Here is a 24,757-nt window from a genome sequence, read left to right as displayed (position 1 = left end):
GCACCGCGCACCGCGCGTGCGCTTCGAGCAGGAGCTGGAGGACTTCCTGTCCGACAGCGCGGCGCAGGAGACGCTCGACGCGGTGATCAACTGGGGGCGTTACGGCGAGATCTTCTCGTATAACGACCAGTCGGAGATTTTCGGTCTCGCCGACGTCGAATCCTGACGATGGCGCCGCCGCCCGACGGCGTCGCGCACGCCTGGCGGCAGAAACGTCACGCGCGCACGACTCGCGGCACGTGAGCGCTGTCAGCGCGCGGCCATCTTCGGATAGTCGATATATCCGACATCCGTGCCGCCGTAAAAGGTCGCGGCGACCGGCTTGTTGAGCGGCGCGTTCTGCTTGTAGCGCTCGACGAAGTCGGGGTTCGCGAGCGCCCATTTGCCGATCGATACCATATCGGCCAGTCCGGATTCGACATCGTCACCGAGCGTGTCCAGGGTCCGCGTCGCGCGCAGCAGCATCAACGGCTGCGTCCACGCTTCGCGGATCTGCTTGAGCAGATCGTCGTTCTTGTACGTGTAATACACATGCAGGTACGCGAGCTTCATCTTGTCGAGCTCGCGTGCGAGGTAGCGGTAGAGTTCGAAATTGTCCTCGCCCTCCTCGATACCGCCCACCACGTCGAGCGGAGAAATACGGATCGCGGTGCGCTCCGGGCCGATCTCCCCGGCGACCGCGTGCGCCGCTTCGAGCGCGACCCGCGCGCGATTCTGGTACGAGCCGCCGTATTCGTCGGTACGCGTATTCGCGTTCGGCGCAAAAAACTGATGCAGCAAGTAACCATTCGCGCCGTGCAGTTCCACGCCGTCGGCGCCGGCTTCCATCGCGAGTGCGGCTGCGCGGCGCATGTCCTGCACGGTGGCCTTGACTTCGGCGGTGCTGAGCGCGCGCGGCGTCGCCATCGGCAGCATGCCCTTCATCGTGTACATCTGCGCGCCTGCGGCGAGCGCGGACGGCGCGACCGGTTGCCGATGGTGCGGCGTATTGTCCGGGTGCGACATGCGTCCGACGTGCATGAACTGGATAAACATCCGGGCGCCCGCGTCATGCACCGCCGACGTCACTTTCCGCCAGACTTCGACCTGAGCATCGGTATGCATGCCCGGCGTCGTCAGATAGCCCTGGCCGTCTTCGGACGGCTGCACGCCTTCGGTGATCAGCAAACCGAGTGACGCGCGCTGCGCGTAATACTCGGCGGCGAACGGGCCGGGCGTGCCGTCCGGATTCGCGCGGCTGCGCGTCATGGGCGCCATCGCGAAGCGATGGGGCAGAGAGAGGTTGCCGACTTGAATGGGGTCCCACAAAGTAGTCATATCTATCGATCCTGTTGTTAGGCAATGCGCCGCGGCTGTGCGCTCAGCGGGGAACGATAGGAGACGGCGGGGCGTTGAGCACCCTCAACGCGAACAAGGCGTTAGAAAAACGCAATGGTTGGCTCGATGTCGGCCAATCGACAGCGTATTTATATCGGGCGATCCGTGCGGCCCGCAGCGCCGCTTCAGAGCGTGCCGAATAGTGGGCGTGCGCGATCGCGCAAGGTCCGTGCGACGATCTGCAACGCGCGCACGTGTTGCTCGCGCGACGATGCGCACGCGAGATGGATTCGCACGCCGCGTTCCATTTCCGCACGATCGACCGCGAATGCCGATGACGGCATCACGATCGCGCATGACAGCGCGCGCCGGCGCCGGCTGCGTTCATTGTCCGAGCGGATGTGTGCTGCCGGCCGCCGCGAGCAGCGACACGGCGGCCGCGTCGGGCATGCCGTTCGCGTCGATTGCGCCGGCGCTGGCGAGCGTGCCGAGATCGCTATCGACGCCGGCCTGACCGACGACGAACGGCGTCGACAGAAACGCGGGCGTAGTGAGCGTCACCGCGTAATGCTGCTGCAGATTCGTGACGACGGCCGTTTGTGCGGCGAGCACATTGGTCGGGTTCGCAAGCGCCTGTTGAAACGCCGTGCTGGTGGCGAAGCCCGTCAACAGACCGTTTTCGTTCGTGCCGAGTTGCGCGGCGAGATAAACGAGCATCAGGTCGGTTTCCGGCGTCGTATTGAAGGTGCCGCCGGCGAATGCCACCGAATGCAGCGTCGTGCTGCCCGACGTGACGGTCAGCACGCACGGAGGCGTGGCGTTGAGCGCGACGCTGTAGTTGCCGCCGCCGTCCGTCAACGCAGTGCCCGCGCCTTGTGCGCAGCTCACGCTCACGGTCGCGCTGGCGAGCGCTTTACCGGTGGCCGCCGTGCCCGTCAGCGTGAGATTGGATGCGGTGCTGCCGACGCAGCCGTCGACGCCGACGCAGAAACTGCCGCCGCATGCGGCGAGCGCGGCCGTGCCTGCCGCGCACAGTGCGGCAAGCACAGGGCGGGCGAAATACGCGACCGGCGCCGGCGTGTTCATCTCAGCCGCCCGCGGTGCGCCGACGCTGCTGCCACCGCGAGTCGCACTCGCGCAGCAGGAGCGGCATCAACTCCTCGATATACCGTTGGGCCTCGCCATATGTGACGATCTGACGAAAGCGCTGCTCCGCCCGCGCATGTCCGACCATCACGGCATGCGCTTTCTTCAACACATGCAGATACGCCATCAGGTTCGAGCCGTTGCGCACGGGGTGTGCGTCGCGTGGGTCGATGGTTCCGGTCTGACTCATGTTCCGATCCTTTCCGGGCAGTCGGTCCGGCAGGTGGGGGTAATCAGCGACAGCAGATCGTTCGCGTGACGGTCGCGCTGCGTCAACGGCGCGATACCGAACAGGCGTTCGATGCTCGCGAGTACCGAACTGTGATCGTACACCGTATGATCGACCACGCCTTTCGCGACCCACGGCGACACCACGATAGCGGGCACGCGCACGCCGTAGACGTCGAAGCCGAATCCCGACGTGTTCAGTCTCGCGGCGGCGCCGTCGTCCGGCGGCACCGCGGCGCCTGGCTGCACGGAGTCGTACAGGCCCCCGTGCTCATCGTGAAGGATCACGAGCAGACTGTTTTGCCAGACCGGCGACTGGCGCAGTGTGTTGTAGACGCGCGCAACAAGCTGGTCGCCACGCGCGACGCCGTCGAGCGGATGCTGCGAACTGCCGCCGACAAATGTCTGATGGGCGAGATCGCCGTAGTTCGGCTCGATAAACGTATAGCGGGCGCTGTAGTTGTGCGCGAGATCGGCTTCCAGGTGCGACAGATTGTCGACGTCGAAAAAATCGATGTGCCTGATCGACGCGACTTGCGGCACGCGGCCCAGCAGCGACCCCGACTCATCCTGGTAGAGCCGGTAGTTGTCTTTGCCGAGCGCGTCAAAGATCGAGCCGTTCGGAAAGCTGAAGCCGTCGACGGACTCCCATTCGACCATCTCCTCACGGGTCGGCGTATGATCCAGCCCGGCTGACGATGCACCATGCACGAAGTAGCGGTTCGGCCAGGTCGGCCCGGGCAGCGACGAGCGCCAGCCGTCGCACAGCACGAACTCGGTGGCGAGCGCATACAGTGCCGGCGCCTCGGCGCGGGTATCGATGCCGCGCATAATGTCGCCGATGTCGGCCTGCGGCGGCAGCGCGCCCTCGGATGCCGACGTTGCGAAGTTCGCGGCGAAACCCGCGTTGTCGACGGGCGGAAACGGCTGGCCTTTCGCGAATCGCACGCCCGCGCCGCATAGTTGTTCGACCACGTCGGCAAATTCGTGCGGCGGGTCGGTGGGCAAGGTCTTCGGTGCGTCGCCGCCGAACGGGTAAACATTGCCGTCGTGCGTATTCGTATTCGCGGACGTAGCCGCGACGATGCCGGGGATACCCGATAGCGCGAACAGATGATCGAACGAGCGGTTTTCGAGCATCAGCACGAACACATGCCGGATGCGGGCCTGCGGCGCGTCGGAAGCGGGCGTTGCGTCTGCTGGCATTGGGCGTTCTCCAGTCGTGTGACCGCGTGCTAGTGTACGGTCCCGCAAAGATTCGCGTAAGCCCGGGACGCCGGTGCCGCACCGATTTAACGTATACGCTTTCAACGCCGCTTGAGATTCGCTTTCAATGCCGTGGAGGCGCGGAGTACAACATGAAAAAGCTACTGATCATCGGCATCGGCGCCGGCAATCCCGAGTACGTGACCATTCAGGCGGTCAACGCGCTCAATCAGGTCGATGTGTTCTTCGTGATGGACAAAGGCCCGGCAAAGGGCAAACTCGTCGCGCTGCGCAAGGAGATTATCGAGCGCTACGTGAAGGATCGGACGTACCGCGTCGTCGAGGCGACGAGCCCCGAGCGCCGCGTCGGCGAGCCGGATTACGTGCGAACCGTCGAAGATCTGAACCGCGACAAGCAGGATATTTTCGAGCGGCTGATCGCGGACGAACTGCGCGACGGCGAATGCGGCGCGTTTCTCGTGTGGGGCGATCCGTCGCTATACGACAGCACGATGCGTATCGTCGCGGCGATTGCGCAAAGCGGCCGGCACGTGTTCGAGTATGAGGTGATTCCCGGCATCAGCAGCGTGCAGGCGCTCGCGGCAAAGCACCGCATTGCGCTCAATGCAATTGGCCGCCCGCTTGCGATCACTAACGGACGCGCTATTGCAGAGGGCTTTCCGGACCATGTCGATAGCGCGGTCGTGATGCTCGATTCGCAGAATGCGTTCCGGCAGGTCGCCGACGAAGATCTCGACATCTACTGGGGCGCATATGTCGGCACACCGGACGAGATTCTGATTGCCGGCAAACTGCGCGACGTGATGGACGAAATCGAACGCAGCCGGGCCGAGGCGCGGCAACGGCACGGCTGGATCATGGACACGTATCTGTTGAAACGGCGCGGCAGCGAGGATGTTTGACATGCCTGCGGGCTCGCGCGGCAGGATAGCGCCGCGCCGTTCCGTTCTTCAGTTAGCCCTGCGTCTCGCGCAGGGTTGCAGCGTAGCGGTGCTTCAGGCGCCCGGCACAATCGCCACGCCGCGCAGGACCTGGCCGAAAGGAGCCGTCTGAATCACGCTAAAGCCGCTTGCGGAGGTGGCGACCGAACCGTTGACGTTCACCGTGATCTTGACCAGCTGGTTCGAGTCGGCACCTGAATCGAAGTTGGCGCCCAGGCTGTTGCCGGCCGTCGACGTCGTCCCGTAGATCGTGAACGAGCCGTCGCTGTTGGTTTGGCCCGTGATGCTGCGCAGACCGTCCGGTGTGGTCGTGTAGCTTGTCCCAACCGTTCCGAACAGGCCCAGACTGTCCGTCACCGTGTACGCGGCGCCGAGGTTCAGACCCGCCGTCAGATGCGTGAGCGCCACCCATGTGCCGTTCTGGTTCTGGTACACCCACAGACCGCCACTGCCGGTTACCTGATCGCCCGCCGTGCCGTCGCCTTCGTCAGAAACGAACATGAGCGACGGGTTCGACGTCGGAATCCAGACGCCGAAGGGGAAGATCGTGCCGGTAATCGTCGTGGGCGGCGGGTTGGCTGCCAGGCTGGTCGTGAAGCCCGGAACGATCGTGATCGCAGCGTTCTGCGGCAACAGGCCGCCGTTGGCCAACGCACCCGTCGCGCCCACCTGATACACGGTGTTCACGCCATTGCTGCCGCTTCCCTTCGTGATATACATCGTGCCGTCCGGGCCGACGAACATGCCACGGAAGTTGTCGTCCTTGCCCGTCTTGTCCGCGGCCTGGCCGATGCTGGTAATCGAAAAACCGAACTCGTCGCCGGTGGAGCTGCCGCCGGTAATGGTGCCCATGGTGGCGAGCGAACATGCCGTTCCCGCGGGCGCGGGACTATAGCTGCCGCCGTTGCTGGACTGGAACGCGCCGATCACCTGCGTAAACGGACAGGTACTGCCCGGCACAATGCTTTGCACGCCGGTATCGGTCGTCAACATATCGAGCTGCGCGGTGGTCGGCTTCGGGTTCTTTCCCGAATCGCCCGCATTGCCGACGAGGTAGTACATCCCGTTGGCTTTGACGGCGGCACGGCCGTTATCGCCGCTGAACGCATTGGTATTCGTAAACGACAAACCGCTGTTGGCGAAATTCAACTCGGCGACCGTACGGAAAGTCGGCGTGGCGACGTCGTTATTGGTCGGATCGATCACACCAGGCGTATTGCTGTTGGAAATATCGATCTGGTCAATCGGACTGTTGTAAGCGACAAAGGTCACCGACTGATGATCGACAGAAACATTCAACGCCAGTTCGGACTTCGATGAGAAGCTGGTCGCGAAGCTGGTCTGGTTTTTGGCGGCCATGGCCGTGACGTCGAGCGTTTGCGCGGGGCTGGTTGCGCCCGGCGCCCATTGATCCAGCAGCACTTCGGAGGTTACGCCGAAGTTCGCGTCGTTGGCGTCGTTCGTGAAGACGTTCGGAAAAGTGCCGGGCGTGACGGCGGTCACGGGCGTGGAGTTGGTGGTTTCAGGCGTTGCGTTGAAGGGCAGCGTGCCGGTCACGACATTCGCCGGATCGTATGCCGAGCGCGACACCAGCAGATTTCCCGCTGTAAAGGCGCTGCTGGCAGCGGACGAAGGGCTGGATGGCGACGTACCTGAACTACTCCCTCCGCACGCGGAGAGTGCCGAGATCAGAGCCGCAATTGAAAGTAACCGGAGCGTCGTTTTCATTACAGTTATTAAGTTCAACCAAGGTTAATGAAATGAGTCGGTGCTGCTGGCATAGCGCCACACAAGCTACGAACTATCCATGTCAGAGCGGTGAACGAAGAATTACGAAGATTAAGAACGGCGGCGCGGATTGGCCATTCCTGCGGCACGGCGGCAAAGCGGCTGTGCAGGTGTGGTGCGCTATTTCAAAGATCGTCGGGGAGAAAGAGGAGACGCCGTTTGAGCGTTGAGCCAGCGCGGAAACGCTGATGCTTATGGCAAGCGGGGAAGTTGTGCCGTCGAGGGGCGTCGCCACTACAACTTGCTGCGGGCGGGTTCTGCCGTCCTGGCGTGAATGGATGACCGGCAAAAGGGCGCTTTCATTGCGTTGTCGCTGGGCGCCGGATCACTTCGTCTGGCTGTTTGAAACTGCGGCTCGCTGCAAACCGCTGACGACCACGCCGCGCGACCGTCCTGGAGCGAGCAGGTCCGTCGCAAACTCATACCGGTTGAGACGTCATCTCAACCGGTTGTGTCGTTGTTGTTATGAACGCGACAGCCCACCCGGGAGCGCAGGCGCGTCGATGAACCAGACGTCGCTACTTGACGTCCTCATTGCCGGCCGCGAGGCCGCCGTGAAACGACGCGGCGTGCGCTTCGCGCCGCGGCCGGATAAACAGCACCGTCACCACCAACGCCGCCACGCAGAACGCGGCGAGTGCGCAGAGCCCATCCGCATAGCTGTCGGATGAGCGCTTGAACAGGCCGACCAGATACGGTCCCGCGAAGCCGCCAAGATTGCCGATCGCGTTGATGAACGCAATCCCGCCCGCTGCCGCCGGACCGCGGAGATACGCGGACGGCAGCGTCCAGAACGGCCCCTTGCACCCGAAGATGCCGATAGCGGCCACGCTCAACGCTGCGATCGACCAGGCCGACGCGCCCAACGCGCCGGCCGCGACGAGGCCCCCGGCGGCCAGCACCATGGTGCCGGCAAGGAACCAGCGCCGTTCATTGAAGCGATCGGACAGGTTGCCGACGATCAGCATGCCGGCACACCCGGCAATATACGGAATCGACGTGATCAACCCGACGGTGATATTGCTATAGCCTTGCTGCTTGATGATTTGCGGCAGGAAGAACGACAGCCCGAGGTTCGCGCCGGTCGCACAGAAGTAGACGAACGCGAGCATCAGCACGGTCGGATTGAAGAGCGCCTTGCCGAGACCGGCAATCTTGCCGCCTGAAGACGGCGCGGCGTCGTCCGCGGCCAGTTCCGCCTTGAGCCATGCCCGTTCGTCCGCGGCGAGCCAGGTCGCGCTCTCCGGACGGTCCGTCAGCAAGCGCAGCCCGATGAATGCACCGATGATCGCGGGCAGTCCTTCAATGATGTATAGCCATTGCCATCCCTTCACGCCGAGCATGCCGTTCATTTGCAGAATCAGCGTCGAGACCGGCGCGCCGACCGCAATCGAAACGGGAATGGACAGCATGAACGCCGACACAATGCGCGCCCGGTAACGGGTGGGAAACCAGTACGTCAGATAGAGAATCACGCCCGGGAAAAATCCCGCCTCGGCGACCCCCAGCAAAAACCGCATCACGATAAAGCTTACCGGTCCGGTCACGAGCGCCATCGCGCACGCCAGCACGCCCCACGTCAGCAGAATGCGTGAAATCCAGATGCGCGCGCCGACCCGCACCATCATCACGTTGCTCGGAACCTCGAAGATGAAGTAGCCGACAAAGAAAATGCCCGCGCCCCAGCCGAACAGGTAGGGCGTGAGGCCGATATCCCTGTTCATGGTCAGCGCCGCAAAGCCGACATTGATCCGGTCGACGAACGAGATCACGTACAGGACCATCAGAAGCGGGATCACGCGCCAGAAAATCTTGCGTATGACGGTTTTTTCGCTGAGCGGTTGCATGGTGTCCAGGGAGCTGACGTTGAGAGGCGGGAGGGACAGAGTCCGGCTAGAACTGCAACGAAGTGCCGAGTCGGGGCACGCGCGCGTGAGTGGTGTCGCCCACCTTGAACGCGGCCACGGAATCGCGTAGCAATTGAGCCTGCTCGGCCATGGATTGCGCCGCCGCCGTCGCCTGCTCGACGAGCGCCGCATTTTGCTGCGTGACCTGATCCATCTGCGTCACCGCACGATTGACCTGATCGATACCGGTGCTCTGCTCGTCGGAGGCTGCCGAAATTTCTTTCATGATGGCCGTCACGCGTGCCACCGAGCGGACCACTTCGTCGATCGTGCTGCCTGCTTCTTCGACCTGCTTCGAGCCCGATCCGACACGCTCGACGGACTCGCTGATCAACTGCTTGATTTCCTTCGCGGCCGTGGCGCTGCGCTGCGCGAGCGTGCGCACCTCGCCCGCGACCACCGCGAAGCCCCGCCCTTGTTCGCCCGCGCGCGCCGCTTCGACGGCGGCATTGAGCGCGAGGATATTGGTCTGGAATGCAATGCCTTCGATCACGGAGATAATCTCCGCGACCTTCGACGAACTGTCGGTGATGCCGCGCATCGTCTCGACGACGCGTCCGACCACTTCGCCGCCGCGCTGCGCGACCCGCGATGCGTCGCCGGCCACCGAGGTGGCCTGGCGCGCGTTCTCGGCGTTCTGGCGGACTGCGCCGGTCAGTTGTTCCATGCTCGACGCGGTTTCCTGCAACGACGCGGCCTGTTCTTCGGTGCGGCGGGACAGGTCCGTGGTGCCTGACGCGATCTCGCCCGTCGCGGTGGCGATCGAGTCGGTGGACACCATGATCTTGCCGATCATTTGCGTCAGGTGTTCCTGCATCTGTTTCATCGAATACAGCATGCTGTCGCGATCGCTGGGCGCCGTGACCACCGTCGCGCTGAGGTCGCCGGTTGCGATCTGCGTGGCAATGCGCGCGGCGTCCGACGGATCGCCGCCCAGACTCAGGCGCACGCTGCGGCTGATCAGCAACATCGCCGCCGACACGACGGCGCCGATCGCAAGCACGAACAACAGGTATTCGACCAGCAAGCGGCGGAACTCGGCGGCGACGTCAGTCAGATAAAGGCCCGAATCGATGTACCAGTCCCATGGTTTGAACTGTTTGACAAAGGCGAGCTTGGTTTCGTACGTCACGCCCGTCGCGTTCGGCACGCGTCCCTTGAATTCCGCGTAGCCTTCGCCGTCCGCGTTTTGCGCGGCGCGCACCTGTTCGACGAACAGCAGCTTGCCGTCCGGATCCTTGTTCGCGCTGACGTCCTTGTTGAGCAGGTCGGGCAGCGTCGGATGCATCAGCACGTGCGGATACGCATCCATGATGAAGAGGTAGCCGCCCTTGCCGTAGCGCATCGCTTTCAGGCGCGCGATGGCCTGCTTTTTAGCGTCGTCCACGGTAATTTCACGGCGGTCGGCCTGGGCGGCCAGTTCGGCTACGACGGCGGTCGCGGATTCAACCACGCTTCGAATGGTGGCCTTGCGCTCCGCGAGCATCGTCCGGTGCGTTTCCACCAGCGCGCTGCCGGCCAGCAGCAGAAGACCCACCCACATGACGGCGAGTGCCGCCCACAACTTTGCATTCAGGCTCAGGCGACTCACTTCCGTTCCTCCGCATCATCTCGATCGACCTACCGAACCCAGGCCTCGACCATCAAGGCAAATCCTGAGCAATCGTTTGTATTAACGGTAGGGACTCAGCAATCTTTAGACAAAAACGGCTGGAACTTGCAGTGCGACGCTATAAATTTCGTCCATTTGATTTCTTGTAAGCGGCATGGAGGAAACATCCGGACGCGCGGTTGGCGAGTGCGTGAAACGGGATGGGCGAGCGCCTCGCGGCGCCGCACATCCTCGCCTGGCGCAACGACTATTGAAGCTCGCCAAGGCGCTTCGTCTGTCTGCGGACAAGGCGCTCGATATCGGCGAGATCGGCCGCCGACAGTTTGGGGCCGGGTTTGCGCAATGCCGCCGAAGCGATGACGCCGCGTTGCGCCATCAGGTGTTTGCGCACCGCGAGGCCAATGCCCGACTGTTGCTCATAGCGCGCGAGCGGCAGGTATGCGTCGAACAGGTCATGCGCGCGTTCGATATCGCCGCACGCATGGGCCTCGCACACATCGACCATCATTTCGGGGTACGCAAAACCGGTCATCGCGCCGTCCGCGCCGCGCGTCAGTTCTTCAGGCAGGAACAGGCCGCCGCCATTGCCCGTCAGGATCGACACCCGCTTCACATCGCCCTTGTCGCTGGCCGCGCGGATGGCCGACAGTTTCGCGAGTCCCGGCGAGTCTTCATGCTTGAGCATCACGCAGGACGGCGAGTTCCTGAGGATGCGCAGGACGACCGGCGTCGACATCTGCACGCCGGTTGAAACCGGATGATCCTGCAGCACCCACGGACAGCCGTCGCCGAGCGTCTCGTTGACCATGTCGAAGTACGCGACGATCTGATCGTCGGTGCGCAGCGTCGGAGCCGGCGCGACCATCACGCCGGACGCGCCCATTTCCATGACGCTTGCGGCCAGTTCGCGCATCGGCGCGAAGCCCGCTGCCGAGGCGCCGACCACCACCGGCACACGATCGGCGACGCGCGCAAGGACGCGCTTGACGAACGTGCGCGACTCGTCGGCCGTCAGCTTGGTCGCTTCGCCGAGGATGCCGAGAATCGTCAGGCCGGTCGCGCCGCGCTCCAGATAAAAATCCACCATGCGGTCCGTGCTCGCGAGATCGAGCTCGCCGCTTTCGGTAAACGGCGTCACCGCGATCAGAAAGACGCCTTTGGCAGTGGGATTCAACAAGTTGCTCATGGTCCGGCTTCCTTCCGGTTCTGTTTGACGGAGTGGCGCATTAACGCAGTGACGCAGTGACGGGCGACGCTCAGATGCTGGCGATCAGTCCGCCGTCGACGCGAATCACCGAGCCGGTGATGTAGGCCGCTTGCGTGCTGGCGAGGAATGCCACCGCCGATGCGTATTCGCGCGGCTCGCCATAGCGTCCGACCGGAATCGACGCAACGCTCTCGGCGCTCACCTGCTCGACGCTGCGTCCTTCGCGTTTGGCTTTCTGTTCGTCGAGGAACGTGATGCGCGGCGTCGCGATACGGCCCGGCAGCACGATATTCGACGTGATGCCGTCGCGGCCCACTTCGCGCGCGAGCGTCTTCGACCAGCCCAGCAGCGACATGCGCAGCGCGTTCGAGATGCCGAGTCCCGCGATCGGCGCAACCACGCCCGACGACGTGCTGGTGATCACGCGACCCCACTTGCGCTCGCGCATACCGGGCAGCACCTGGTCCGTAATCGCAATGACCGATAGCACCATCGACTGGAAGCTTTTGGTCCACAGATCCGCAGACTGTCCTGCCGCCGGCGTCGGCGGCGGTCCGCCGGTGTTGTTCACGAGGATATCGACGCCGCCGAACGCGGCCTGGATAGCCTGGATGCGGTTTTCGACGATGCTCAGATCCGCCAGATCCCACTGCAGCGGCAGCGCTTCGGCGCCGGCGGCGCGAATCTCCGCAACGGTTTGCGACAGCGCGTCTTCATTGATATCGGCGACCGCAATGCGCGCGCCTTCCGCTGCCAGCGCGCGCGCAATCGCGCCGCCCAGTCCGCCTGCGGCGCCGAATACGAGTGCGGTTTTTCCAGCAATTCCCAGATCCAAGGTGCGACTCCAGAGATAGACGGTGATGAGAACGGCGGGCGTCGAAGCGGACTACCCAATGACCGGCTAGTATAGGTAACTAGAAGTTCGATACAAAACGGATAGTTTCTTGACTGAGCATCGAAAAAATTGATCCATGATTCGTAATCTCCGCACCTTCGTCGTGTCAGCCGAAACCGAGTCGTTCTCGGCGGCGGGCAACCGGCTGGGGCTGACCCAATCGGCGGTCAGCACGCAGATCCGGCGGCTGGAAGAGGAACTGGGCTATACGTTGTTCGACCGCACGGGCAAGTCGGTCACACTGAGCAGCGACGGCCGCGCGGTGCTCGAACAGGCGACGCGCATTCTCGAATCGTTCGAGGGCCTGAAGCAGAACCCGGGCGGGACGGGGCGCGGCGCGATCAATCTCGGCGCGATTTCCACCGTGCAGCACAGCTTTCTCACGAAGGCTTTGCTGCGCTTTCGCCGCGCGCATGCGATGGCGCACATTAATATCGTGCCGGGCACGTCGATCCAGCTGCTCACGCGCGTCGACTCGCACGATCTCGACGTTGCGGTGATGATCAAGCCGCGGCTTGGCTTGCCTGCCGATCTGAAGTGGATTCCGCTGATGCAGGAACGCTATGTCGGCGTGGCGCCCAAAGGTTCGTCGACGGAGTTGGGCAAGCTGTTCCGCGAGCAGCCCTTTATCCGCTATGACCGGCGCTCGCACGGCGGCCAGCTGGTCGACCGTTTTCTAAAGCGGCAAGGTTTGTGGACGATGGACAGCATCGAAGTGGATGAACCGTCCGTTATCCTGAAGATGGTCGGCGAGGGCCTGGGGTGCTCGATTATTCCCGGTGAACTGGTGCCCGTCGCGCGTACCGCGGGGATCATGGTGGTGCCGCTGCCGGGCCGTCCGCTTACGCGCGAGATCGGCATTCTGATCAGGCTGGCGGCGATGAACCGCCAGCCTGCGATGACGCTGATCGACAGTCTTGCTGCTGAAGCGCGCGCAATCAGCAGCCCATCCACCGACCCTGCGAACCCCGCCAACCCGCCTTCAGCGTCGCCGCCCGATTCCGGGCGCCGCGCTAAAGGCCGCGCTTCGCGCTAACCGATGCCGAGCGCTGCTTTCACCTTCTCCCAATACTCGATGCGCGCCTGCAGCCCGACGGTGCCGCCATTGATGCGCTTCGAAATGGCCGCGAAGTCGTCCGCGGGGTCGCGGTCCGGCTTCGGATCGGCGAGCTCGTTGAGCTTGTTGCTCGCCCAGAACCATGCGGCGGAACGCGCCGCGCCATCGGGTTCCTGCAGCAGGTCCGGCTGCGCAAGCAGATCGAGCTGCAGCGCATTCGCGCAGCGTTCATAGTTGTCGCGTCCCGTCAGCTGGATCAACCCGCGGCCGCGGAAATTCCAGCCGTCGCCGCTTGCCTCGTCGCCGTTGCCGAGCCGGCTCGCATAGATCCGGTTGGCAAGCTTCTCGGGGTTGCCCGCACATTCCTGTGCTTCCGCGTCGCTGCGAAAGCGCGCGGGCCAGACCTGGCGCAGCCGCTGCGCCGAGTAATGCAGATTCTCCGACAGATAGCGGAACTGTCCGGACTCATGCAGCGTTTGTGCGAGAAATGCCGCCTGGCGCTCAGGATTGTCGATCGACCATTCGGTCATTGCGCGATTGATCGGATCGAGCCAGCGTGCCGCGTGCGCATCGGGGTCGGGCACGGTGAGCAGGCTTCTCAGTTGTTCGAGCGTGATGTCAGCCATGAAGGAACTCCTTGAGCCGGCGCGTCGAGCGGGACGCACCGGTGAAAGTTGAGAGGACGTAAGCGAACGATGCGGTCAGCCGCTGCTCGTCGCGTGCGCGTTACTTGTCGGCGCCCGTGCCGCCGCCGCCGGTGCCGCCGCCCGATACGCTCGGTGTCGTGCCGCTCGTCTTCGGCTGGATCGCGGTCTGCAGAATGTCGAGCACCCGGGCGAGTCCTTCAGGCATGCCCGAATCCTCGGCCAGCACCTGCACGTGATACTTCGCCGAGTTGTCGGACGAACGCGTGTTCTCCTTGTGTGTCGACACCGAGCCTTCGAGGTGCACCTTCGCGCTAATCGGACCCCAGCCGACCTTGATGTCTGCAGCCATCTTCGCCGACGCGTCGGTCGATTCCTTCGACGCGAACGAAGACTTCACTTCCATATCGAATGTGATGTCCACTTTTGTAATCGACAGCGCGGGAACTTTGACGATCGCGAGCAGCGGCACGTCGATCGAGACGTTTTCGTCGACCGTTTTTGTTGCGTCCGCCGGGTCCGCAACCGGCCGCTTGAACGAGAAGTGCGCGACGCGGGTATCGCCGACACCGTTCGGGTCGCTGGCGGGCGGCGGCAGAAATCCGACGTACTTGATGAAATCGGCGGTCGCGTTGGCGAGCTTGATCTGTGCATCGCAAGCGGCCGTCAACGGACTGCCGATCAGGTCGGCCATCGGCAATCCCTTGAATTGGGATGCCATATCGATCAGTTCAGACATGGAAGTTCCTTAAGAAGTGCGGTCCAGGAAGCGAGCCTTTATCAGCGTGATATCGGCATCGTTGGCGCGGGAGTTCGTGCGCCTGTCACGATATTAGGATCGCTAAGAAACGCGATTCGTGACCATTCCTGTTGTGCCGTCGTGGCTTTCAATGCGCGGTGTCGTCGTGAATCTCGTTGGCTGTGAATGTGCGACGCAGCCATTGAGCGATGCGACGATGCAGCGCCGCACGCGACGGCGTGGGCGGCGTTTCTGTTGCCGGCCCGGCGGATGACGCGAGGGTCTGCTTCTGGTTCTGCGTGAGCAGCAAGGTCCAGCGATCGCCGCGGCGCGGCAACGCAATGCGCTCGATCGGGCTGAAACGCAGCGCGATCGGGGCATCCGCGTCAGCGCGCACGTCGATATGCATCCCTCTGCATACCGGTGCGCGCCCGAGGCGTTGCCACCAGGCCGGCAGGTGCAGCATCAGCACCGTTTGCCACGTGCTGCCGACGCGGCGCGTCACGACGCAACACGGCACACTGAAGCGCAACTCCATCAGCTGATAACGGCAAACGTGTTGGAACGCGCTGTACGGTATCGTGCGCAACGCGTATTTCGTTTCGCGCTCGATCCGATAGGGGAAGCCTGCGCCGTCGGAACCGGCGTTTGAATCGGCATCGGCATCGGCGCCGGCATCGCGCGCGAGCGGCACATCGCGCGCGAGCGACGCATTTGTCTCGCGAAGCGTATCGACGAGCACCGCGCACAGCGCGTCGAGGGTGAGCACGCGATCGGTCACGGCGGCTAGGTCAGGAAATGCGGCTTGCGGGCAAAGCCGATGTGGTAGACCGCATACTGAAGCACCACCTGGTGTTCGCCGATGTTGTACAGTCCGAAGCTTTTTTCGATGCCCAGAATGTACCCACGCGGCGTGGCGCTCAAGCAGCGGTTCACGAGATCCATCTGTTCCTGTACTTCAGCTTCGGTGCGGATGCTCTGCGGATTGTCGTTGCCGACCACAATCCGCTTCATGAAGCGCATCTCGGTCAGGTGAAAGCGATCGGCGCTCACGGTGCCGGTTCCTCGGCGGCCGGCTGGATCAAGCCGGTCGTGCCCTGGCACTTGACGACGTCGTCGAGCAGCCGCGCAAGCCCTTCGGTTTTTTCGGTGGCCTGCAGCTTGAGCTTGATATGCGCGATGCTGCGGCTTGTGTTCTTGCTGGCGCTGCTCGCGCTCACCATCAGCATCGCCTTCTTTTCCGCAGGCGCGGCCTTGCCGGTCTGGTTCATGATCGCGTCGTTCGCGCCGTCGCGATCGACCTCCTCGAAGCTGCCGAGCTCGAGGTCGAGATCGATCTCCGCTTCGCCGATCACGAGCGAACTGTGCGGCACGAGCGACAGCAGCGGCAGCCGGTAGTGCAGCATGTCGTCCGGCTGCGCGGTGCTATGCGTGGCCGGCAGCCGGATATCGATGCTGGTGGGTTCGCGATTCTCGGTAAAGAACGTGGCGAAATTGGAGACCTGCTCTTTTTCGACCATATGTTGCGCCTGCATGATCGATTGAGCGATTGCACGCACAATGTCTTCGAGACTGTTTGAATTGGCCATGGCCGCTCCTGTGGCGAAAGCGATGGTGGGGAATAGGGAGCTTCCCGCTTGAAGTGATCACTTGAGGTAGTCACTCGAGGTATTCACTCGAGGTAGTCACGATAGAGTCCGCCGGCCGGCCGGGCCTGACCGTTTCTGATGCGCGTCCAGCACGCATCCCGCCCGCATTCGCCATGCATCGCACGCGCATGCAACGCGCATCGCGCCCTGTTGTTTGACAGGATTGCTCAGGTAGCGCGAGATCGACCCTCTTACGCTTGGTGGACCGCCGCTACGACGGCTTTCCATGCATACCGAGGCAATGAGTCGACTCTTCACCAGGATCAGACCGACACGCATATTGACCCGCGTCGTCGTGCTCGCCGTGATCGCCTATGCGGTGCTGCGCGTGCTGCCGCCCGCGCATATCCGGATTGCCGCCGGTCCGGTCGGCGGCAGCTTCTATCAGGCGGCGCTCGATTACAAACGGATTGTCGAGCGCAAGGGGTATCGGGTCGACATCGTGCCGTTTCACAACACCGATGAAATCGGTGCGAGAGTCGCCGATCGAAGCCGGCATTTCGACATCGGCTTTGTCGCGGGCGACCCGGACGGCACACATGGCGACGGACTGATCTCGCTCGGGCAGATTCAGTTGCAACCCATTTTTCTATTCGAGAACCGGCGCCTTGCGCAGGCCCATCCAATCCATACGTTTGCCGACATGATGGGCATGACGGTGGTTTTGCCGCCCGAGCGCAGCGTGACGAATCACGCGCTTGCAAGCGTCTTTACGCTGAGCGGCATCGACAGGCGCAATACGCATATCGAGTTTCTGCCGCTCGACCAGGGCATCGCATTGCTGAAGCAGGGCCGCTGCGACGCCGGGCTGTTCATTCTCGGTGCGGACAGCGCGCTGATGGCGGACCTCGCGAAAGATCCGGATCTGGTGATGGTGCCGCTCGAGCAGCAGCAGGCGCTCGCGAAGAAGTTGCCGTATCTGACCGAGGTCAGCCTGCCCGCCGGCATCTTCGATGTCGCCCGCAACGTGCCGGCGCAGGCGGTGCCGATGCTTGCGTCGACCATCTCGGTGGTCGCGCGCGACGACCTGCCGCCGGCCACGACCTATGCGTTGCTCGAAGCCATGCGCGAGGTGCATCGCGGCAGCAGCTATGTGAGCGGCGCGGGCGAATTTCCGCGCTATGACGGGCTCGGCGATCAGGCAGACGACCGCGTCGACGACTTTTACCGCCGCGGCACGCCGTGGATCTTCTCGCACTTACCACCTGCGGTCGCGAGCGTGATCGACGCCTATCTGACACCGTTGCTCGCGTTCTGGGTCCTCGCGAGCGCGATGGCGACGATCGTGGAATTCGAGCGCGTGCGGCGCGTCGCCTTGATGACGAGCGCACGCGGCGCGCTGTGGTGGGTGCGCCGGCGTACGCGCGGCGGCAACACGCTGTCGCGACCGGCGCGTGGTGCGATTGCACGGCTCGAGCGCGCGATGGAGCGCGAGGACCGCAGCATTGATTCGATGCTGCACGAGTTGCGCGAGGCGATGCAGATGCGCGCGCCGGCGGCGCAGGCGAAGGCGGGGCACGTCGCGGAAGTCGAACCCGCACCGTTGCCGCAAGCGTCCGGCCGGATCGCGCACGAGATGCGGCGCACCTATGACCAGTACTTCTCGAACGACGGATATCGACGCCGTTATCCGCGGCCCAATGCGGGCACCCTCGACCATCTGCTGTCCAACGGTGCGCGCACCGCCACGCGCATTCTCGATTTCGGATGCGGTAACGGCCGTTATTCGCTCGCGCTGCTCGAACATTCGCATGCGCAATTGACCGCTTACGACATCTCCGCGGCATCGCTGGCGGAGTTCCAGCGCAACCTCGCGGGCACCGCGCTGCAAGACCGGGTGACGCTCGTTCACGACGATCTGGCGAAACTCGGCGCGCCCGCTTCGTACGACCTGATCCTGATGCTGTTCGGCGTGCTATCGCATATCGGCGCCCGTGCGGCGCGCATCGAGATGCTCGCGAGATTGCGCGGACTGCTGCGCGACGACGGCCGCCTGATTCTGTCGGTGCCGTCCGTCTATCGCCGCAGGCCGTGGGAACTGCTCAAGTGTGCATTGGCGCGGCGGCTGCGGCGCGCGGCCGCGCCGCAGGACGAAGCCGGCAATATCGAGTTCACGCGCCACGTTGGCGGACATCGCCTGACGTTTTTCTACCATCTCTACACGCTGAACGAACTGCGTACCGAACTCGCGGCAGCCGGTTTTGCCGTGCGCGAATTCGAGGCGGAAAGCGTGTTGCCCGAATGGTGCGTCACGCAGTGGAATATCGTGCGCCGGATCGACCAGTGCATTGCCGCGCGCATCGCGCCGGCGCTCGGCTACGGCATTCGTGTGCTGGCAGTGCCGGTATGAACATGGCCATCGTGCCCGCCCGCATCGCGCGCCGCGCATGGCGCCTGCATGACCGCGGCACGGCGGCTTGTATGCTGTTGACGGTCGCCCTGGCGGGTGCGCTGGGCCCGGCACACGCGGCCACAGCACACGCGGCGGCGGACCGGCTCGATCTGATCAGACAGCGCGGCGTACTGGTGGTGGGCGTCAAAACCGACTACCCGCCGTTCGGCATGCTGGCGCGCGATGCGACGCAACAAGGCTTCGAGCATGACCTCGCGGCCGACCTCGCACGCCGGCTCGGCGTGCAATTGCGCACGGTCGGCGTGACCGGCGCGAACCGGCTGCAGGCGCTCGACGAAAATCGCGTCGACGCAACCATCGCGACGCTCGGCGACACGGCCGAGCGGCGGCAGATCGAGACACTCGTCGAGCCCGACTACTACACATCGGGCGTGACGCTGATGACGCGTCCGGACAACACCTTGACCGACTGGGCGGACATCCGCGGCAAGACGGTGTGCGCGACGCAGGGCAGCTATTTCAATCGCACGATGGCGACGCGCTATCTGCTGAATCTGCAAACCTATGCGAACGGCCGCGACGCGAAGCTCGCGGTGCGCGACCGCCGCTGCGTCGGCTGGCTGTTCGACAGCACCGCGATTGCGGGCGATCTGCTGTCGAGCGAGTGGCGCGACTATCGAATCCCGTTGCCACCACAACTATTGACGCCATGGGCGATCGCGATCGCGCGCGATGCGAAGGGCAGTGCGTTCGAACGGTTTATCGGCGATACGGTCGCCGACTGGCACAGGCAGGGCATGTTGATCGCGCTGGAGCGCAAATGGGGGTTGCCGCCGTCGGCGTTTCTCGCGGATATGCATACGCTGTGGGGCCGCCGCGATCCCGACGGACAGTACGTCTGCCGGCGCCTGCCCGACGGACAGTGGCCGGTCGCGTGCCGCAATCCGATCTTCGTCGCGTCGACCGACGTGACCGGATTGCGCCGCTGGGGGCTGCGCGTATTCGAACGGACCGGCATCAACCTCACCTATGTCTACGACGACTACGAACGCGGCCAATTCCTGCATGCGCTCTGGCTCACGCTGGCGTTGACCGTGTGCTGTGTGGCGGGCAGCGCGCTGTGCGGTCTCGCGGGGGTATGGCTCGCCGCCCGCGGCGGCGCAAGGTGCGGCACGCTGATGCGGCGCGCCGCGCTTGCCGCGCGCATGACGCCGCCGCTATTGCAGATCTATCTGCTGATGTTCGGGCTGGGCAGCATTGCCGCGATGCATTGGGGAATCCGCTTCAACGCGTTCGCGATCGTCGTGCTGTCGCTGAGCGTCTACACGGGCGCCGGGCTGATGCATACGCTCGACCACGCCGCGCGCGAAGAGACCGAACGTATGGCGGATTTCGTTGTCGACGGCGCGTCGCTGAGGTATCTCGTGCATCGCTCGTCGGCGTCGATCACTGCATCGCTCGTCAACGTAACGAAAGCGACGGTGATGGCGAGCACGGTTGCCGTGCCCGAACTGCTGTCCGTTTCGACATCGATCATCGCCGAGCACGGCAATGTCGCGACGATGATGAACACACTGATGCTGTTCTTTCTGCTGCTCGTATTCGTCGTGTTGCGGCTGATCCGCTGGGCGATCCGGAGGCTATGCGATGCACGCGCCTGAGGTCGTGACGCAACTCGTCGAATGGACGCCTTTTCTGGCCGGCGGTTTTATCTGGAACATCGCGATATCGCTTGCCGCGATGTCGCTCGGCACCGTGGCGGGAAGCGTGCTTGCCGCGTGGCGCATGTCGCCGCGCGCCGCACTCGCAAGGACCGGCGCCGGTGCGACCGAGCTGATGCGCAATGTGCCGACCTTCGTGTTCCAGTTTTATCTGGTGTTTATGCTGCCCGGCGCGTTCGAGCTGCCCGGCGGCATCGGATCCATTCCGTTGCCTGCGTGGTTGAAGGCGTCGTTGGCGCTTGCGCTGGCGGTGGCCGGTTTCGTCTCCGACAACCTGCTGCGCGCGCGGCACGCGTGGCGCGAAGGACAGCACCATGAGGCGCTGCTTTTTATCGCGAATTGGGGCAATTTCTTCGTGATCGTCGTGATGGCGTCGTCGACCGCTTCCGTTATCGGCGTGCCCGAACTGGTGAGCCGCTGCAATACGGTGATTGCCGCGGCGGGAAAGACCGACATGATGTTGTGGGTCTATCTGTATGCGATGGCCTGGTTCTTTCTGTTCTGCTATTCGATTACGGTATTGATCCGTACGCTGTCGCGGCATGCCGGCCGGCGTATCGTCCCGCGCGTGTGAAACCGAAGCCTTCACTCCCGAATAAATGTAACCCGGTTAACCGATAACCGGATTTGCCGGGCCGCTCATTGCGCGATATTTATTCGAAAAGAATAGCTGGACCTGATTGCGCGGTCAGAAGCCAGTTTCTCAATCTAATTAGCCGATCGTCGAATGTCATAAATTGTCATGTTAGCGGTTTTGCCGCACGTGAATATAAGTGCGTGTGTCAACACAAAACGGGGTAAATATGATGGCGTTACTTTTGCTCGACGACGACGTGCGCAAGAGGGGCGAAGTCTGCGATTTATTCAGTAGTGCGGGATACCGGGTCAATTACGGTCACGCGGCGGATGCATTGGGTATCGATTCGGATGGCGGCGCGCTGAGTAAATCGGTGACCATCTGGCAGGTCGACCCGGATCATCCGTTTCCGATGTATATCGCGAACCTCGCGCGCGGGGTGAATCCGCCGTGGCGTCTGTCATTGCACCAGCGCAGTCTGATTGCGCCGAACACCAGCAGAACGAAGCTTACCAGCCTCGAATTCACGCTGATCAAGGTATTCGCGTTGACAGAGAAAGGCGAGGTTGTTTCGAGAAAAAGAATAATCGACGAATTCGGTGAACACTATCTGAGCTATGACCAGAACCGGCTCGATACGACGGTCATGCGCTTGCGCAAGAAAGTGCGAGCCCAGCTCGGCATGGCATTGCCGCTGAATACGGTGCGGGTGCGCGGCTTTACCTTCGACGACTGGCTGATTCTCGATCATTAATGGCTGAATGGGCCGCTGCCATTCAGGATCACTACCGGCTCGCTGTCACCTTTGTTTTGATCGGATGTTTGGAGAGGATGCGTTTTACGATCAGCAGCTAGAATGAGCTTCGATCGGGCGGATGAGGACGCGGTGGACGATGGACCTCAATGACGTGGCGTTATTTGTGCAAGTCGTTCGCGCGGGTAGTCTTGCCGAAGCCGGGCGGCGGCTCGGCATTCCGCCCAGCACCTGCAGCCGGCGCATTCAGCAACTCGAGCGCGACCTGGACGTACGGCTGCTGCAGCGTTCGACCCGGCGGCTCACGCTGACTGGCGCGGGACAAGACTTCTTCCAGCGGTGCGCCGAACAGGTCGATGCGCTCGCGGATTCGGCCCGAGAAATGGTCGATGCCGGCGAATCGATTTGCGGCCGGGTTCGCGTCGCGGCGCCGGCGGACTTTTTTCACTGGTTTTCGCTGGAACGGATCGGCCGCTTTCTCGCGGACCATCCGCGCGTACATCTCGAGTTCGATTTGAGCGACGCGTATATCGACATGCTCGGCGGCAATATCGACATCGCGATTCGCGCGGGCCCGATCGACGAGCCGACACTGGTCACCCGCCAATTCGGTTCGACGCAGAAAACGCTGGTGGCGAGCCCCGCGTATTTACAGGCACACGGTACCCCCGCATCGTGCGACGATCTTTCGTCGCACGAATGTATCGTCTCGCCCGGTATTAACGGTGCGCGCGTCGTCTGGCGGCTCGATGGCCCGGGCGGCCGCGAGCAGGTTTCGGTGAAAGGCCACTTTCAGGTCAATACGGCGCGCGCGCAACTGTCCGCCGCATTAGCGGGTCTTGGCGTCGCACTGCTGCCGACATTCATGTCGGAGCGCTACCTGAGCGATGGCCGGTTGCGTGAAGTGCTGCCCGGCTACGCGTATCGGGACCTGCGCGTCTATTTCGTCTATTTGACCCGCAAACATATTCCGCGCGCGGTGAGCGCATTCGCCGAATTTGCGCGGACCACCATGATCGAGCAGAAAATGATTGAGCCGGTGTCATGGGCCGTGCGTCCGGCGCAGGAAAGATCCGCTAAAGAGGCGGTGTAGCGCGCGGCATTGCCGGCGGCGTTATCCGCGGGTGTGCGGGTTCCGGTTCGGCGCTCCGTCGCGCCGCCGGCGGGTCCACCCTATCAGTTTGCACGATATCTCCATTATGTGGTCGCAGCGCGTTTATTTGCCGTTTGCGTGACGGCGGCGTTCAGCGCGTCCGTTTATCTCTTTTCGAAAAGTTGTCTGATTCGTATCGCATACCGCCATAAAATGTGTAGAATTCCGACGTGATTTAATTCGAAGACCATTAAATCACGTTTGTGTTCGTGTTTAACGAAAGTACCAATATGTGAGTCGCAAGTTACAAAGAACTTGTGATTCGGATATTCAAAGGAACTGACCACTTATAAGGTCCAATTGCGCGGCGGCAGACGAAGAATATTCCGCAAGCCGTTCGCGATAAGGAGACACTAATGAAAAAGAACGCGGCCATAGGCGTTCTCGCTTTGCTTCTCGCATCGGCAGCGCACGCACAATCTTCGATTACGCTGTACGGCCGGCTCGACGCCGGCATCGAATATATGAACGGTGTGCCCGCGGGACCCAGCGCGAACGGCGCGGCGACCCATGAAACTTCACGATTCCGCGCCGAAAGCGGGGACTGGGGCACGAGCCTCTGGGGCCTCAAAGGCACGGAAGACCTCGGCGGCGGGTATGCTGCGGTGTTCCACCTCGAAGGCGCATTCAATACGATGAACGGTCAGGGCAGCACTGACGGTCTATTCGACCGCTATGCGACCGTCGGCCTGTCGAGCCAGCGTTTCGGCACATTCCTGCTCGGCCGCGAACTGTTTATCTCGAACGGCGTGTGGGACTTCGATCCGTTCGGTCAGTCCAACTGGTCGTCGGCGTCGCTGGTGCGCGGGCGTAACTGGCTGCATTCGAGCAATACGATTTCGTACCAGACGCCGAACCTCGGCGGCTTCGATGCGTTCGGGCAGTACGCGCTATCGAATGCGACGAACTTCAACGGCAACGGCACGACACCGCAAGGGCGCTGGGCCGGCTTGCAACTCACGTACACCACTGCGCACGTACAGGCGCGCGCGATTTACGACGAGATTCGCGATTCGCAGAACGGCTTGCTGGACGATCCGTTCACCGCGTCCCGCGAGTACACGGCGGCGGTCAACATGTTCTTCGGCCAGTTCAAGTTGCAGGCCGCGTATCAGGCCATCCGTACTTCCGGTGCGCCTGCCACCACCGGTGTTTCGCCAACCTCGCTCGATCATGAATGGGCTGGCGTGACGTGGCAGGCCACGCCTGCCGCGGCGCTGATTGCGGCCGTGTATCACGTGAACGCGAACAAGGGCGCGGGCAACGCGACGCTCTATACGATTGGCGGCTCGTATAACCTGTCGAAGCGGACCCTGCTCGATTTCCAGATCGCAACGGTACAGAACAGCAATACCGCGAACTTCGGGCTGAACGCGAACAATGCGGGCGATACGGTGGGGACGGACAATCCGCTGATCGGACATAGCCAGTCCGGCGTGTACGCGGGTATCCAGCACTCGTTCTGAGCGCGTACCGACATTCGGCCGATCGCGAAGTGAGGCTGCGCGAAGCAGGCTGTGCAGGCGCTTCGCGATCCTGATCGTCTGAAATATTATTGAAGGCCATTGAAGCGTCCGTCATCGACGGGCGCTTCGCACGTTAACCGGCAGGGCGCCTGCACTGTCGTGGCGCTTGCCTTATTTCTCATCGGCACTCGCGTTCTGCGGACGTGCAATGGATGCCTTCGAGCGGCTTTCAGGCGCAAGCTGACGCGCCGGTTTTACAGCGCTTTATCCTTCTCACTCTCGTCAAGAATCGAGATCGCCGCATGTCGCGCTGCCAGGGATTACCCGGTTGACCGCGTTGCAGCGCTCGTTTAATTTGGTCTGAAGCCGCCCGAAC

The 24,757-nt window shown here is 62.9% G+C and carries 23 protein-coding genes and 1 pseudogene; 9 read left to right on the top strand and 15 right to left on the bottom strand.

The genetic code is table 11. From position 1 onward, the window contains the following. Positions 1–166, top strand: a 166-nt coding sequence (locus HV675_RS18705) for an AAA-associated domain-containing protein (protein WP_175112424.1), incomplete at its 5' end; no start/stop codon positions are given. 83 nt (positions 167–249) lie between these two features. Here HV675_RS18705 and HV675_RS18700 read toward each other — a convergent pair. From HV675_RS18700 to HV675_RS18680, 5 genes and pseudogenes are all read right to left on the bottom strand, one after another. Then, positions 250–1,317: an alkene reductase gene (locus tag HV675_RS18700; protein ID WP_175112423.1), complete on the bottom strand. Its 1,068-nt coding sequence runs from the start codon at positions 1,315–1,317 to the stop codon at positions 250–252. Between the two features lie 185 nt (positions 1,318–1,502). Continuing rightward, a pseudogene (locus tag HV675_RS18695) lies at positions 1,503–1,667 on the bottom strand (aminotransferase-like domain-containing protein); the annotation flags it as partial. Positions 1,668–1,701: 34 nt separating this feature from the next. After that, the gene (locus HV675_RS18690) at positions 1,702–2,403 is read right to left on the bottom strand and encodes a hypothetical protein (RefSeq protein WP_175112422.1); all 702 of its coding nucleotides are present in this window, start codon (positions 2,401–2,403) and stop codon (positions 1,702–1,704) included. Position 2,404: 1 nt separating this feature from the next. Further along, positions 2,405–2,653, bottom strand: a complete 249-nt coding sequence (locus tag HV675_RS18685; RefSeq protein ID WP_175112421.1) for a hypothetical protein — start codon at positions 2,651–2,653, stop codon at positions 2,405–2,407. Beyond that, a complete protein-coding gene (locus tag HV675_RS18680) occupies positions 2,650–3,897 on the bottom strand; it encodes an alkaline phosphatase family protein (RefSeq protein WP_175112420.1) in 1,248 nt (415 codons plus the stop codon). The genes HV675_RS18685 and HV675_RS18680 overlap by 4 nt, the downstream gene beginning before the upstream one ends. A gap of 152 nt (positions 3,898–4,049) precedes the next feature. On the opposite strand from HV675_RS18680, the gene cobF reads away from it, so the two are divergent. Beyond that, positions 4,050–4,820: a precorrin-6A synthase (deacetylating) gene (gene cobF / locus HV675_RS18675; RefSeq protein ID WP_175112419.1), complete on the top strand. Its 771-nt coding sequence runs from the start codon at positions 4,050–4,052 to the stop codon at positions 4,818–4,820. Between the two features lie 93 nt (positions 4,821–4,913). On the opposite strand, the gene HV675_RS18670 is transcribed toward cobF, so the two are convergent. From HV675_RS18670 to HV675_RS18650, 5 genes are all read right to left on the bottom strand, one after another. Beyond that, positions 4,914–6,449: a hypothetical protein gene (locus tag HV675_RS18670; RefSeq protein WP_175112418.1), complete on the bottom strand. Its 1,536-nt coding sequence runs from the start codon at positions 6,447–6,449 to the stop codon at positions 4,914–4,916. Positions 6,450–7,165: 716 nt separating this feature from the next. Next, positions 7,166–8,494, bottom strand: coding sequence for an MFS transporter (locus tag HV675_RS18665; RefSeq protein ID WP_175112417.1), 1,329 nt, complete (start codon positions 8,492–8,494; stop codon positions 7,166–7,168). 46 nt (positions 8,495–8,540) lie between these two features. Continuing rightward, positions 8,541–10,145 (bottom strand): methyl-accepting chemotaxis protein, encoded by a 1,605-nt coding sequence (locus HV675_RS18660; RefSeq protein ID WP_246270381.1) that lies wholly within the window; start codon positions 10,143–10,145, stop codon positions 8,541–8,543. Between the two features lie 268 nt (positions 10,146–10,413). Next, on the bottom strand, positions 10,414–11,352 hold the full coding sequence (locus tag HV675_RS18655; RefSeq protein ID WP_175112416.1) for a dihydrodipicolinate synthase family protein: 939 nt from the start codon (positions 11,350–11,352) through the stop codon (positions 10,414–10,416). 70 nt (positions 11,353–11,422) lie between these two features. Next, positions 11,423–12,208 (bottom strand): SDR family oxidoreductase, encoded by a 786-nt coding sequence (locus tag HV675_RS18650; RefSeq protein WP_175112415.1) that lies wholly within the window; start codon positions 12,206–12,208, stop codon positions 11,423–11,425. 136 nt (positions 12,209–12,344) lie between these two features. Here HV675_RS18650 and HV675_RS18645 point away from each other — a divergent pair, with 136 nt between their 5' ends. Next, on the top strand, positions 12,345–13,304 hold the full coding sequence (locus HV675_RS18645) for a LysR family transcriptional regulator (RefSeq protein ID WP_175112414.1): 960 nt from the start codon (positions 12,345–12,347) through the stop codon (positions 13,302–13,304). On the opposite strand, the gene HV675_RS18640 is transcribed toward HV675_RS18645, so the two are convergent. From HV675_RS18640 to HV675_RS18620, 5 genes are all read right to left on the bottom strand, one after another. Then, positions 13,301–13,951, bottom strand: coding sequence for a glycoside hydrolase family 19 protein (locus HV675_RS18640; RefSeq protein ID WP_175112413.1), 651 nt, complete (start codon positions 13,949–13,951; stop codon positions 13,301–13,303). The genes HV675_RS18645 and HV675_RS18640 overlap by 4 nt on opposite strands. A gap of 100 nt (positions 13,952–14,051) precedes the next feature. Next, a complete protein-coding gene (locus tag HV675_RS18635) occupies positions 14,052–14,708 on the bottom strand; it encodes a DUF2589 domain-containing protein (protein WP_175112412.1) in 657 nt (218 codons plus the stop codon). A 148-nt stretch (positions 14,709–14,856) separates the two neighbouring features. Continuing rightward, entirely contained in the window at positions 14,857–15,489 is a 633-nt protein-coding gene (locus HV675_RS18630; protein ID WP_175112411.1) for a hypothetical protein, read from the bottom strand. Positions 15,490–15,494: 5 nt separating this feature from the next. Continuing rightward, positions 15,495–15,761 carry a hypothetical protein gene (locus HV675_RS18625; protein WP_217478168.1) on the bottom strand — a complete coding sequence of 89 codons (267 nt, stop codon included), beginning with the start codon at positions 15,759–15,761 and terminating at the stop codon, positions 15,495–15,497. Next, positions 15,758–16,297, bottom strand: a complete 540-nt coding sequence (locus HV675_RS18620) for a DUF2589 domain-containing protein (RefSeq protein ID WP_175112410.1) — start codon at positions 16,295–16,297, stop codon at positions 15,758–15,760. Before HV675_RS18620 ends, HV675_RS18625 begins: the two co-directional genes overlap by 4 nt. Before the next feature lie 340 nt (positions 16,298–16,637). On the opposite strand from HV675_RS18620, the gene HV675_RS18615 reads away from it, so the two are divergent. The 6 genes from HV675_RS18615 (at position 16,638) to HV675_RS18590 (ending at position 24,381) form a co-directional block, all read left to right on the top strand. Further along, positions 16,638–18,707 carry a methyltransferase gene (locus tag HV675_RS18615; RefSeq protein WP_175112409.1) on the top strand — a complete coding sequence of 690 codons (2,070 nt, stop codon included), beginning with the start codon at positions 16,638–16,640 and terminating at the stop codon, positions 18,705–18,707. Further along, entirely contained in the window at positions 18,704–20,371 is a 1,668-nt protein-coding gene (locus tag HV675_RS18610) for a transporter substrate-binding domain-containing protein (RefSeq protein WP_175112408.1), read from the top strand. Before HV675_RS18615 ends, HV675_RS18610 begins: the two co-directional genes overlap by 4 nt. After that, positions 20,358–21,005 carry an ABC transporter permease subunit gene (locus tag HV675_RS18605; protein WP_175112407.1) on the top strand — a complete coding sequence of 216 codons (648 nt, stop codon included), beginning with the start codon at positions 20,358–20,360 and terminating at the stop codon, positions 21,003–21,005. Before HV675_RS18610 ends, HV675_RS18605 begins: the two co-directional genes overlap by 14 nt. A 229-nt stretch (positions 21,006–21,234) precedes the next feature. Further along, complete coding sequence (locus tag HV675_RS18600; protein ID WP_175112406.1) at positions 21,235–21,762, top strand: winged helix-turn-helix domain-containing protein; 528 nt, start codon at positions 21,235–21,237, stop codon at positions 21,760–21,762. Between the two features lie 139 nt (positions 21,763–21,901). Further along, positions 21,902–22,855, top strand: coding sequence for a LysR family transcriptional regulator (locus HV675_RS18595; protein ID WP_175112405.1), 954 nt, complete (start codon positions 21,902–21,904; stop codon positions 22,853–22,855). Between the two features lie 416 nt (positions 22,856–23,271). Continuing rightward, positions 23,272–24,381 (top strand): porin, encoded by a 1,110-nt coding sequence (locus HV675_RS18590; RefSeq protein ID WP_175112404.1) that lies wholly within the window; start codon positions 23,272–23,274, stop codon positions 24,379–24,381. The last annotated feature ends 376 nt before the right edge of the window (positions 24,382–24,757 follow it).

Origin of the sequence: Paraburkholderia solisilvae, from assembly GCF_902859875.1 — a bacterium.
Classification (GTDB): Bacteria; Pseudomonadota; Gammaproteobacteria; order Burkholderiales; family Burkholderiaceae; genus Paraburkholderia; species Paraburkholderia solisilvae.
Note: the sequence above shows the minus strand (reverse complement) of the source record. Positions and strands in the feature narration are given on the sequence as shown.